Genomic DNA, 13521 nt, shown 5'->3' with positions numbered 1-13521 from the left:
ATACATTTTTTGTATGGTTAGTAAAAGCCAAATTAAGTTAATAAGAAGTCTTGCTCAAAAAAAGTATCGTCTTAAAAATGCGATGTTTATTGTTGAAGGAGAAAAAAGTATAGAAGAGTTTCTTTCTTCCCGGTTTGAGTTAGTAAGACTCTATACCACTACAGATTGTTTTGAAGAGGATGAGCTGAAAACAGAAATTATTTCGGAGGCAGAGCTTGGAAAGATAAGTCAATTAAAAAACCCTCAAACTGCATTAGCCATTTTTAAAATCCCAAAACAGGAAAGATGTAGGACCAAAGACCTGGTTCTTGCCTTGGACGGGGTCAGAGATCCCGGTAACCTGGGAACAATAATTCGTTTATGTGATTGGTTCGGAATCCAAAATCTAGTTTGTTCTAATGATACAGCAGATGCTTTTAACCCTAAGGTAGTGCAAGCCAGTATGGGCTCACTTACCCGGGTAAATGTGTGCTACAGGGATTTGAATGAATTCATCAACGAAAATACCAGTCTTTCCGTCTTTGGAGCTTTTATGGATGGAAAAAGTGTTTATCACAAAAGGCTTCCCTCTGAAGGAATATTAGTTATGGGCAATGAAGCCAATGGAATTTCCAAAAAAATTGAAAAATTGATTAACCAGAGGATTGGAATTCCTAGATTTGGCCCTACCCGAAAAACCGAAAGTCTGAATGTTGCCTCTGCCACGGCAATACTGCTGAGTGAGTTTAAACGAAAATCACTTACTGGAATGTAAAATTCAGAAATACAGCCCTTGTAGACATCTTTTCAATATTGTCCGTGTATACGCTATTCGAAGTATTATCTCTAATGAGCTCGTCATTAATAGCAAATACTCCTCTTATGGATGGTGAAAATTTAAAATAATATAAGTACAGATCAATCCCAAATCCAATTTCATAATAATATGAATTTGTGGTCATCCTGAATTGTCCAGCATAATTATCATCTGGATTGTTTTCATTGCTCGAGAGGTTTATTGAAGTTGAAACTCCTCCCACAACGAAGGGTTTGAAATTGTTGACCCGGTCAGTGGAGAATTTAAGTAAAAGGGGAATGTGAACATAAGTTGAGTTTATTTCCCTGTAAGTGTCCGGATCGGCTTTAGTAACCTGGAATCCCCTGGTATTGAAACTAACTCCCGGTTCAAGACGAAGGTCCAGGTTGTTTGAAAGCCTAAGATTCCCAACTAAGCCTACATTAAATCCCATATTGGTTTCTATGAGCCGATCTTTACCCGATGTTGGGCTTGGATCATATTCCTCATATTTAAATTTAAAATCATAGGAATTCAGCCCCAGGAAATATCCCCATGACCAACGTTGCCGATCAAAATTTTCATTATTAATAATCTTTTCCCCTGAAAATAACTGGGCGTGGGAAAGTGAAAAAGACAGCATGAAAAAGGCTAGCAGAAAAAATCTTCTCATAGTTTTATTTTGAACCCTTATAAATGGTTGCCACCCCGAAAGTTTGAGGCTGGTGTTCTACATTAGTAAACCCTATTTTCTTCAAAATATTGTTGAAGTTTTTTCCATAAGGGAATGATGCGGCGCTTTCGCTCAGATAGGAATAGGCATCCTTGTCTTTAGAAAAGGCCTTTCCTATTAGAGGTAGCACGTAAGCTGAATAAAATTTATATCCTTGTTTAAAAGGGAATTTTGTGGGCACCGATGTTTCGAGTACCACAAATATACCGCCTGGTTTTAGGACTCGGTAAATTTCAGCGAGTCCTTTATCGAGGGTTTCAAAATTTCTTACTCCAAAGGCAACGGTTATAGCATCAAAAGTATTATCCTCAAAAGGAAGTGCTTCACTGTCACCCTGAATCATCTCTATTCTGTGGTCCAGGTCTTTATCGCTGATTTTTTTTCGACCCACTTTTAACATGCCCTCGGAAAGGTCTAAGCCTACTATTCTCTCAGCTTTAATAGGAGCCATTTGTATGGCAAGGTCTCCTGTTCCGGTAGCAATATCAAGAATGCTTTTAGGATTTTGGGATGCCACCAGCGCGATGACTTTTTTTCTCCACTTTACATCGGTACCAAATGAAATCACGCGGTTTAGGCCATCGTAGTTCCCAGAGATGTTATCGAACATCTGTTCAACCTGCTTTTTCTTATTGAGTTTTGAATCACGATATGGTGTAACCTTTTTGCCCATTCAAATAATTTTTTCCAAAGATAAGTCTTATCAGCAAACTGCGTCTTACAGATTCTCAATTTGTTGAAGCCAAAGAGATTTTTGGATTGTGGAAAATAACGTACATTTGCTTTTCCTTACAATTTCAAGCAGTTATATGAAGATAATTATCGCCGGAGCGGGAGAAGTTGGCTTTCATTTGGCAAAATTACTTTCCTTTGAATCCCAGGATATTACCTTAATTGATACCAACCGGGATAATTTGATTTATGCTGACACTCATCTTGATATTAGAACTATAAAGGGGGATGCGACTTCAATTGCAATTTTAAAGGAGGCCCATGTCAAACATGTGGATATGCTTATTGGAGTTACTTCCAGTGAAGCCACCAATATAACTGCCTGTGTATTAGCAAAACAGTTAGGGGCGAAACGAACTATAGCCCGTATTTCCAATACCGAATTTCTTCATAATAAAGAAGAAATTGGTTTTTCTAAACTAGGAATTGATGAATTAATTTCTCCTGAGGCCATTGCAGCACGCGAGATCGAATTGCTCTTAAATCAGTCAGCTTTTAATGATAGTTATGAGTTTGAAGGCGGCGCACTTACAATGATAGGACTTAGCCTGTCCCGTCAGGCGCTTTTTGTAGGGAAAACGGTGAAAGAAGCAGCTGCAATTTTTCCTGAGTTAAACTTCGTACCTATTGCCATTCAACGGCTAGGTACTCAATACACTTTGATCCCGCGTGGAGATACAGAATTTAGAGAAGGAGATCAGGTGAATTTTGTCACCCTTAAAAAAGGAGTAGAAAACCTTTATAAACTAGCAGGAAAGGTAAAGCAGGATATCAAAAATGTAATGATATTGGGTGGAAGTAAGATTGGAAAAAAAACGGCTCGGGACCTATGTAACCAGAACTTCAATGTTAAGTTGATTGAACAGAATAAGACCAAGGCATATGATCTGGCCGATGAACTTCCCAAGGCCCTGGTGATTTATGGTGATGGTCGCAATGTGGAGTTACTTGAAGAAGAAAACATCTATGATATGGATGCTTTTATTGCCGTCACGGGTAATTCTGAAACCAATATCATGTCTTGTTTAGTAGCCAAATCTAAAATGGTAAAGAAAACCATCTCCCTGGTTGAAAATATGGATTACTATCAGCTAAGCCATTCTATAGGAATCGACACTCTAATTAATAAAAAACTTCTGGCTGCCAATAATATATTTCGCTATATCCGAAAAGGGGAAGTAGTGGCAATGACTAAGATAAACAACATGAATGCCGAACTCCTTGAGTTCATTGTAAAGCCTAACTCCCAGGTTTGTGATAAAAGAATAAAAAATCTCGACTTTCCCCGATCAGCCATTATTGGAGGGATCATTAGAAACGGAGAAGGAATTATTGCCCTGGGGGATTTTATGATTAAGGCCGGGGACCGCATCGTTGTATGTTGCCTTCCACGATCTATTAAAAAAGTTGAAAAACTCTTTTTATAATGCCAAGGCTTAATTACCAGATCATTTTTCACGTGATGGGGCTATTGCTTTTATGTAATGGAGCCTTCATGTTGCTAGCGGTATTGATAAGTTGGTTTTATCAAGATGGCGTTACTCTTGAGATTTCTTTGGCTGCCCTAATTACGTTGTTTGTTGGAGTTCTTTTAATGTTTAGTACTAAAGGCCACCGGAAGGAAGTCAAAAAACGGGAAGGGTATATCATTGTCACTTTCGGCTGGGTTTTTATGGCTCTTAGTGGAACCCTTCCATATTTAATAAGTGAGGCAATTCCCCAATTTCATAATGCATTCTTCGAAACGATGTCTGGCTATACCACAACGGGAGCGTCTATTTTGAATGACATCGAATCTATTCCGGATGGTATTTTATTTTGGAGGAGTTTAACCCATTGGATAGGTGGGATGGGGATCATAGTGCTTGCTATTGCAATACTCCCGCTATTAGGTATTGGAGGAATGCAGCTTTTTGCGGCTGAAGCCCCTGGTCCTAATGCTGACAAGCTAAAACCTCGAATTACCGATACTGCTAAACGCCTTTGGTTAATCTATGTGTCATACACAGTGGCTGAAACTATCCTGCTAAGACTTGCTGGGATGAGTTTCTTTGATGCAATTAATCATTCTTTAAGTACACTCTCCACGGGAGGGTTTTCCACAAAAAATATTAGCGTGGCTTATTGGAATGATCAGCCTTTAATTCAGTATATCATAATATTATTCATGATCCTGGCAGGTAGTAATTTCGTGCTCAGTTATTTTAGTTTTAAAGGCCGCATTCAAAAAGTTCTACATGATGATGAGTTCAAATGGTATATTCTTTTTATTGCTGTATTTACCTTACTTGCATCTGTTCTAATATATTTTGAAGCAGATATCACCCTTTCGCAGATAGATCATCCAATGGTATGGGGTGAAGCCGAAAGCGCTTTTAGACATGCCTTGTTCCAGGTCATTGCCATAATAACTACTACAGGATTCGTGACTGCGGATTATACGATGTGGACACCATTTTTAACAGTGGTATTTTTTGGTTTATTCTTTCTTGGGGGTTCTGCAGGGTCTACATCCGGCGGAGTGAAGGTGATGCGTCACATTATAATGATACGAAATGGCATGACTGAATTTAAACGTAGCCTTCATCCAAATGCGGTATTACCTGTCCGCTTTAATGGAAAGTCTGTTAGCCATGATATTGTTTTTAATATCCTTGGTTTCTTCATTCTCTATATGCTTGCTTTTATAATTGGATCAGTTGTTTTTGGTGGAATGGGTCTGGATTTTGCAACAGCTATTGGAGGTGCTGCTTCTTCTCTTGGTAATATAGGTCCGGCATTAGGAGCCTTAGGACCCGTTAACAATTTCGATATCTTGCCGATATTTGGAAAATATTGGAGTGCCTTTTTGATGTTAATTGGACGTCTAGAACTCTTTACAGTGCTGATAATCTTAACACCGTATTTCTGGCGTAATCATTAAAAAACCGGCTTGAAAATTCAAACCGGTTTAAAATTTATTCTGAAGATTTTAAAGTAGGCTAGGCCTCAACCAACACATTCTTAATGCGTTTTAAAGCTTCTTCGATCTGAGGTTCACTGGCGGCATAAGAAATTCTTATACAATCAGGGTTTCCAAATGCATCACCGGTAACAGTAGCAACTAAAGCCTCTTCTAGTAGGAACATTGAGAAATCAGTAGCATTTTCGATTTTATGTCCTTTTATCGTTTTTCCAAAGAAGTGAGAAATATTAGGGAAGACATAAAACGCTCCTTCCGGTTCGGTAGTCTTAAATCCTTCTATATCATTAAGTAAATCAATGATGATTTTTCTTCTTTTCTTGAAAGTATCTACCATATAATCAATTTTGCTCACTGGAGCTTCCAGCGCCGTGATCACTGCGCGTTGTGCAATACAATTCGCTCCGCTGGTTATTTGGCCCTGCATTTTATTACAGGCACGGGCTATCCATGCTGGTGCTCCAATGTAACCAATTCTCCATCCCGTCATAGCAAAGGCTTTTGAAACACCGTTAACGGTGATTACACGGTCATACATATCTTCAAATTGGGCCATGGAAGCATGATCACCGACGAAATTAATATGCTCGTATATTTCGTCACTAACTACAATTATATTAGGATGTTTAACCAGTACATCGGCAAGAGCTCTTAATTCATCTTTGCTGTAAACCATCCCGCTCGGATTGCATGGTGAGCTGTACCAAATCATTTTGGTTTTTGGAGTAATTGCTGCTTCCAGTTGTTCCGGTGTCATTTTGAAATTTGTGTCAACCGATGTTGCAACTTCAACCGGTACAGCTTCAGCAAGCTTAACGATTTCAGCATAGCTCACCCAATAAGGACAGGGTAGGATAACCTCGTCACCAGGATTAAGAAGTACCATGGCTGCATTAGCTAGGGATTGTTTTGCCCCGGTTGAAACTACGATCTGAGACCTATCATAAGTAAGATCGTTATCTCTTTTAAATTTCTGAATAATGGCATCTTTCAATTCCACATAACCATCTACAGGAGAGTAGCTGTTGTAATTGTCATTTATTGCTTGGATTGCTGCCTCTTTAATGAAATCGGGGGTGTTGAAATCCGGTTCTCCAAGGCTTAGTCCAATAATGTCTTTTCCTTCGGCTTTTAATTCACGCGCTTTTGCTGCCATTGCCAAAGTTTGAGAGGTTGCCAGGTTTTTAATCCTGTCGGAAAGTTGTTCTTGCATTTTTAAAAGGTTAAATTGATTATACTGAAATTGCAGGTTTAGCTCCCATTTCTTTTAAATGTGTAAAATGGGCGATTATTGCTGCGCGTGTGGTTTTGTATTCGTTGTATGGTAGACTGCATTCCTTAGCAGTTTCTCTTACTATTTTTGATATACTGGAATAATGAATATGGCTTATATTCGGAAAAATATGGTGTTCGACCTGATGATTAAGACCTCCTGTGAACCAATTTATGATCTTGTTCTTGGTAGAAAAGTTAACTGTGGTAAAAAGTTGATGGATCGCCCAAGTATTTTTCATCGTACCGGTTTTATCAGGCAGGGGCATTTGAGTTTCTTTAACTACATGAGCGAGTTGAAAAACTATACTTAAGATCAAACCGGCGGTATAATGCATTACAAAAAAACCGATAAGGATCTTCCACCAGGAAATTGAAAGAATAAGCATGGGAATAACTATCCAAATAGCTACGTAAATAACTTTGGTGATCACTACTATGCTCCACTGTTTAACCGGATTGGGTAATTTACCGTAAGCTAGCTTACGTTTTAGATAGTTTCTTGTTTGTTTGAAATCTGTGGTCAGAGCCCAGTTGAAAGTTAATAAACCATAAAGGAAAATAGAATAATAATGTTGAAATTTATGGAACCATCTCCACTGTGCATGTTCAGAAAAACGTATTATTCGTCCGGCATCCAGGTCCTCATCGTGCCCGTGGATATTGGTGTATGTATGGTGAAGGACATTATGTTGCACTTGCCAGTTATAAACGTTTCCGGCTAGTACATAAATAGTTCCTCCCATAAACTTATTGACCCATTTCTTGGTAGAATACGATCCGTGATTTCCATCGTGCATGATGTTCATTCCCACACCAGCCATTCCTGCACCCATCAATACGGTGAGTAATAGCATCCACCATTGGGAAATATCGAGAGTGAGAATTAAAAAGTAAGGCGTCAGGAACATTGAAAACATCACGATGGCTTTTATATGAAGCTTCCAATTTCCTGTTTTTTTAAGGTTATTCTCTTTGAAATAATTATTCACTCTTTTATTGAGAATTCTGAAGAATTTTGCAGAATCGATCCTGGAGAATTTAATTTGATTTTGTTTGTTTTCCATGTAATTTTTTGTAAACGGTAAAGGTAAAATTTTTATATAGTTAATCTATAATCAATACCGTATTAATCTACTCTGCAATTTCAGCACCAAATTATGTATTTTTGTGGCAAATTAGAAAACTTTGAAATTAATAAAAAAATACTTTCCTAATTTAACCGAAGACCAGCTTTTAAAATTCGCCAAGTTGGAAGAATTATACAGGGATTGGAACCTGAAAATTAACGTCGTCTCTCGAAAGGATATAGACGAACTTTATCTTAGGCATGTCTTACATTCATTGGGCACAGCTAAAGTACAGGGTTTTAAACCTGGAGCTAAAGTTCTCGATGTTGGAACTGGGGGAGGCTTTCCCGGGGTTCCATTAGCTATTCTTTTTCCACAGACCAACTTTCACTTAGTAGACTCTATCGGCAAAAAAATAAAAGTTGTGGAAGAGGTAGTGGCCGGTCTCGATCTTGGAAATGTAAAGGTTACAAATGCCAGGGTAGAAGAAATCTCTGGGGAATATGATTTTATTGTAAGCAGAGCGGTTGCAGCTATGCCTACTTTTGTTCATTGGGTAAAAGGCAAAATCGCTAAAAAAAGTAATCATGAATTAAAAAACGGGATTCTTTATTTGAAAGGTGGAGATCTAACCGTTGAACTTCGTGAGTTTCCGAAAGCCACCATCTACGAATTGTCGGATTATTTTGAGGAAGAGTTCTTCCTAACCAAAAAAGTAGTTCACCTTCCTTTAAAATATAGGAAATAGGTCTTTATTGTTTTATAATAACCTGAGTTGCAATAACTCCTTTATTGGTGTAAGCTCTTACTACATACACTGCCGAGCTTAGTGGTTTGTCAAGTTCCAAGGTGATTATTTTCTCCCTGGGCACTTCCACAAAGTTATGTACCTCCTGACCAGAAATACTATAAATGACCAATTTATGTATTTCTAGCATTTCTGGGTTTTCGATATGTAGTTCTCTGCTGTTATAGGAGTATCCGATAGAAAGCTCTGAACCCTCGACATCTGTAATATCATCCTCAGGTTCCTTTCCTTTATGAAAAACGATCTCATACCTGTCGTTATGAATTTCGGGGCTAAGACTTGTTTTGTATTCCGCCTCGGTTAGATCGAAATAAGAGTCTTCGGTTTTATCCTTAAGATAAATGTTCATGCTTTCCGGAATATTCTCTAACTCCTTGACTTTAATGCTGAACTGGCTTTCCTCAGCAATTTTCAATCCTAATGGGAGTACCTGGTCAATATTGAAATGAGGTACTGCCTGGATAACAAATTCGTTATCATTTATCATCCAGTACATATCCTCACTTGCATTATCCAATAGAGGGGCATCATAACCAAGATCATAATCCTGAGTGGAATTGCGATCTGCAGTTACCAGGATTTCTCGAATATATCCAGTTGGAGAATTAAACTGGAGTCGTATTTTATACCTGTTATCCTTTTGCATTTTATTGGCTTGCGTGGAGCTAGCTTTTTGTTTGGATGGATTTTCCGGATTTAGGAAATGACTAAGAGAAGTGTTTGCTTCTGATGCAAAAACCCTATATTGATTTTTGAATTTTACCGTTCCTCCTGTAATATTCGTATTTGTTTGCGCATCTGAATCCCCGGATGCGGTATTTATAAAAAACCCTTGTCCCACTGGGATATATGGCCCTGGGGTCTTTGTTCCCTCTTCCTCAGTTTCATGATTAATCCGAGTGTCATTTGAAAGAGCTCTAAGACCTCCAGAAAGGTTAAAGGCCGCATATCCACCAATATATTTCTCTAAGTAGTGTGTTTGTCCAGAATAGTGATCCCAGTAATAGATTGTTCCATTAAAAACATTTCCGCCAAGGTTCGAGTTAGTACTTGTTAGGTGACCTTTAATGAATTCAATGGCATCTACAGCAGAAGCATATGGATTTCCTATAAGATAATTCTGGTCCGGACTGATCCCTGTCAATTCAATATCGCCATTGTTTGGAAAACCTTTAAAGGTGTAATTTTGAAGTTTATTTTCTTTAACTGAAACCCAATAAGTTCCTTTCATCGTATAGCCTTCTCCCGGTTTGAGATAATCTTCCGGATTACCAGGATTACTGCCAATTCTTTCCCATTGGCTGTATTGATTAGCTGGCTTTTTTCTAAAAGCGTTAATCCAATAATTACTTATTTTAATAGGGGAGCTTAATGGTCCGTCGGCATGGGCGTACCTATCTCCGAAATTGATGTCTTTAAAGGTACCAGTACCTGTTGTGGTTCCATCGAACATAACTCCTGCGATTGAATAAGTAGCGGTGTTATTAGAAGCGAGAACCGGAGAGCTCCAGTAGTTGTAATTAAAGCTGCTGGCAGTTCCTTGCTGATCGCGTTCAATATACCCTGAACCTAATACCTCACTCCCTTCTGACTGGATCAGTTGTGACTCTCCATTAAGGTCCAGCACTCCGTCTAATTGGAAATAACGAGTAATAGTTATTCCATTTCCGGAGTTGTTATTAACCCCTTGCATATTTAAAGTGCCGCCATCATCGAGAAGACCTAATAAATCTATACTCTTTGAGTTATTAGTTGTAGCAGGATTAAAGACTTGTTGGTTGTTTAATTTTACAATGTTCCAGGCAATGGTATCTCCGGTTAATCCTGGGCTACTTGGTGGATCCCAAACTACTGGCTCTTTCCAGGTGTTTTCATCCCACCAATCCCCGGTATTTCCAGCTACATAGGGAAGGGGAGCAGTTTTGTCCTGGGGTGTAGTAATATTTTTAAGTTTTCCTGTAACACCAATGTTTTTACTACCATCATTATATGGGTTAACATTCCCACATGAAATATCGTCCATCCTATAATAACCGATAAGATCTTCCCAATTAAGGTTAGTTATATTCCTCGGGATAATTTCACCGTCTATTTGGGTTCCACTGCCTTTTTTTATTCGTTGATTCATCATTTGATGTAACTGGTCCTGTGTTAGAGCTACCTTCCAAATTCTTAATTCTTCCATCCATCCGTTAAAATAATTTAATGGGGCATCAGAACCTTCCATCGCTCCTAAAATCGCCTTATAGTTGTTTTCACCTGGAGCTCCCCCTCCAACAACCTTTAGAAGTTGACCATCAATATATAATCTATATTCCCCGGAAGATAAATGCGTTAAGGCTATGTGGTACCAGCGATCTGTATCGATGGTATAGGGTGAAGAATTTAGTGTTCCTGATTTATCCCAATTAAATGAAACTTCTCCATTTTCAATTCTTAGGTCATAACCCTCTGCAGTATCAGAGAAATTTCCATCTCTTTTAGATATTATGGTTTGGGTGCCAGTAACAGATTCAGGTTTAACCCACACTTCCAGACTAAAAGCACCGTTTAAATCATAATTATCACTGAAATCAATATGATCATTTGTGCCATCAAAGTCTATTTGTTTACAATCGGAAATAGTTACCGTTAAATCATTTGAACATCCATTGACAGTCCAGGTCAACGTATAAGTGCCAGGTCCTGCAGTAAAGATTGCGTTGGGATCGTTTACATCTGAGAAAGATGCCGGTGTACAAGAGGGTGTCTCTCCAGACCAAGACCATTCTCCTATGTCCCCGGTGCCCGGCGCATCACATGATTTGCAACCTGAGGGAGGAGCGGTAAATGCTCCTTTAGCAATGTTTTCATTGGCTGTAATTGTGTTGTCATATGCATTCAACTGTATTTCATTTTGTCCACATTCTGCCTCTGTATGAATAATATCTTCACCAGCATAAGAATAGGAGACACGAACCTCGGTTAAATCTGTTCCTTCTTCATTGTATGTTCTGCAACTATTAACCAAAGCTGTTCCCCCATACTCGTGGACCCCCGGGATTTCAGGAATAAATGAAATTGGGACTTCAGTTCGACCAGTTTCAATTGGCTCTTCCTCCGGATCGCCAATTCCTTCTGTCCATTCTAATTCAGTCTCAACTAAAACCTTTTTATTTACAAAAATATTATCCATAGCCCAGACACTTTGATCACTGGTGCCGGTAAATGACCATCTGATTCTAACATTACTTTCTCCTAAGTAAGCGTCAAGAGAAATAGAGGTATTATCAGTATTAAAATAATACTGGGTGGGACTCGATCCTTCAACAGATTCAGCAGTTCCTGCTGTATACCAGTCTTTATCGCCACTTCCAGAAGCGTGCATCACTCTAAGAGAAGAATAAGTCGTTCCACCATCCAAGGATATTTCAATAACGGCAACATCATTATTGGAAAAATAATATGCCTGATCAAAGTCGAGGCTTGCTTCTTCTGCATTTGATAGGTCCATAATTGGACTTTCTAATGTGGTGGGATTTTCTCCATTATATGCATTGGAGCTGTAATCACCATAGGCTATTGTAAATTTTTTATCTTGACTATCATACTCAATTCCGCCAAATGAATGATTATTGGTTCCAGACCAATTTCTTGGTTTTCTTGCGTTTCCACCAGCTGTGAATCCACCTGGGTCGCCGTCCACAAGCCAGGAGTCAGGATCCTGGGTGTTTAATTGACCTTCATTAAAATCTCCCGGTGCTTTATCTGAGGGTATTGCATCTTGTGTTGCTAGATAATTACTTTTGGCCAATAGGTTTACTTCCTCTCCCAGGCAATATAGGTTATCAGGGTCTTCATTGCTAACCGTGGGAGCCGCTCCAGGAGGTAGTGCTCTAATGTAAAAACTATCCGAATATTCTGTACAGGTTCCAGCTTGAATTAAAACTCTATAATAGGTTGAAACCAAAGCCCCTACTGCAAAGGATGCCGTATATGTATTGTTATTATTATTGATTACTTCCCAAGTGCCTTTATTTACTGAATATTTTTCCCAATGAACAATATTTCCTATTTTACCTGACAACTGTAACTCTACGGCAATCGGGTCTCCACATGAAGTAATATCAATTTGATCTTCAAAAAATGTAGATTCAAACGTTCCATTTATAGCTCCCCCATTGATGTCTTCTGGAATAAGTTCTATTTCTTGAACCTGGGTCGAAGTGTTACCTTGGCTATCAATAAATTCCCATATGATAGGTTTAGTTCCAGAAAAAGAATATGGAAATTCAAAATCTTCGCTAAGTGTTCCGTTAATTGTCCCTTCACAAGCATCTGTCGCAGTTGGTATTGTTAAATCAGATAAACTTGAAATTTGGCAACCATTAATGGTTTGTTTTGGTAGATTCCCTTCAATATCTGGTTCAGGGGCCACTGTATTATTAATTATAACTTTTTGCTCAATGGGTCCGATTGAATTTCCAGCGGCATCTGTAAATATCCAATAAACTGATCCTGAGGCATCAAATGTCAAATCTGTTATTCCGGTTGTACCTGTTATAGTACCATCACAATTGTCTGTAGTAGTAGCAGGAGTAACTGTCAAAGGACATTCACTAATTAGATCTGGTAAATCTGGTATTGCCGGATCAGTAGTATCGTCTACGGTAATAGTTTGAGTTACTTCAATGGCATTTCCAGCTTCATCGGTCACACTATAGGTTCTTGTGATGACCTCGGGATTGCTATTATTGTCACTCACATCGGAGACAAAAGCCACTGTTGGAGCGGTAGTACAGTTGTCAGCCTCATCGGTGACCACAGCAGGATCTGCTGCCGGGACCTCCGCCGCGCATTGCACGTTTAGGGGAGCCGGGTTGCTTGCCGTTGGATCAGTAGTATCGTCTACGGTAATAGTTTGAGTTACTTCGATGGCATTTCCAGCTTCATCGGTCACACTATAGGTTCTTGTGATGACCTCGGGATTGCTGTTATTATCACTCACATCGGAGACAAAAGCCACCGTTGGAGCGGTAGTACAGTTGTCGGCCTCATCGGTGACCACAGCAGGATCTGCTGCCGGGACCTCCGCCGCACATTGCACGTTTATGGGAGCCGGGTTGCTTGCCGTTGGATCAGTAGTATCGTCTACGGTAATAGTTTGAGTTACTTCGATGGCATTTCCAG

Annotated in this window: 9 protein-coding genes; 4 read left to right on the top strand and 5 right to left on the bottom strand. The window is 39.1% G+C overall.

What is annotated here, in order from left to right; genetic code table 11:
* Positions 1–13 precede the first annotated feature (13 nt).
* Complete coding sequence (locus ACW6NC_RS05755) at positions 14–754, top strand: TrmH family RNA methyltransferase (protein WP_457864294.1); 741 nt, start codon at positions 14–16, stop codon at positions 752–754.
* Here the strand turns inward: ACW6NC_RS05755 and porT are convergent.
* Both porT and ubiE read right to left on the bottom strand, forming a co-directional pair.
* The gene (porT, locus tag ACW6NC_RS05750; protein WP_457864292.1) at positions 741–1448 is read right to left on the bottom strand and encodes a type IX secretion/gliding motility protein PorT/SprT; all 708 of its coding nucleotides are present in this window, start codon (positions 1446–1448) and stop codon (positions 741–743) included. The genes ACW6NC_RS05755 and porT overlap by 14 nt on opposite strands.
* 4 nt (positions 1449–1452) lie before the next feature.
* On the bottom strand, positions 1453–2181 hold the full coding sequence (ubiE, locus tag ACW6NC_RS05745) for a bifunctional demethylmenaquinone methyltransferase/2-methoxy-6-polyprenyl-1,4-benzoquinol methylase UbiE (protein WP_457864291.1): 729 nt from the start codon (positions 2179–2181) through the stop codon (positions 1453–1455).
* Between the two features lie 136 nt (positions 2182–2317).
* Between ubiE and trkA the strand changes: the two genes are divergently transcribed.
* Complete coding sequence (trkA, locus tag ACW6NC_RS05740) at positions 2318–3667, top strand: Trk system potassium transporter TrkA (protein WP_457864289.1); 1350 nt, start codon at positions 2318–2320, stop codon at positions 3665–3667.
* The gene (locus ACW6NC_RS05735) at positions 3667–5163 is read left to right on the top strand and encodes a TrkH family potassium uptake protein (protein WP_457864288.1); all 1497 of its coding nucleotides are present in this window, start codon (positions 3667–3669) and stop codon (positions 5161–5163) included. The genes trkA and ACW6NC_RS05735 overlap by 1 nt, the downstream gene beginning before the upstream one ends.
* Before the next feature lie 58 nt (positions 5164–5221).
* Here ACW6NC_RS05735 and ACW6NC_RS05730 read toward each other — a convergent pair whose 3' ends face one another.
* Together ACW6NC_RS05730 and ACW6NC_RS05725 are read right to left on the bottom strand one after the other, a co-directional pair.
* Positions 5222–6415, bottom strand: coding sequence for a pyridoxal phosphate-dependent aminotransferase (locus ACW6NC_RS05730; RefSeq protein WP_457864287.1), 1194 nt, complete (start codon positions 6413–6415; stop codon positions 5222–5224).
* Between the two features lie 19 nt (positions 6416–6434).
* Entirely contained in the window at positions 6435–7541 is a 1107-nt protein-coding gene (locus ACW6NC_RS05725; protein ID WP_457864285.1) for a fatty acid desaturase family protein, read from the bottom strand.
* A gap of 121 nt (positions 7542–7662) precedes the next feature.
* Here ACW6NC_RS05725 and rsmG point away from each other — a divergent pair, with 121 nt between their 5' ends.
* A complete protein-coding gene (gene rsmG, locus ACW6NC_RS05720; protein ID WP_457864283.1) occupies positions 7663–8292 on the top strand; it encodes a 16S rRNA (guanine(527)-N(7))-methyltransferase RsmG in 630 nt (209 codons plus the stop codon).
* Between the two features lie 4 nt (positions 8293–8296).
* On the opposite strand, the gene ACW6NC_RS05715 is transcribed toward rsmG, so the two are convergent.
* A partial coding sequence (locus ACW6NC_RS05715) for a LamG-like jellyroll fold domain-containing protein (protein WP_457864282.1) occupies positions 8297–13521 on the bottom strand: 5225 nt, incomplete at its 5' end.

The sequence above is a fragment of the Salegentibacter profundi genome, from assembly GCF_054121475.1.
Note: the sequence above shows the minus strand (reverse complement) of the source record. Positions and strands in the feature narration are given on the sequence as shown.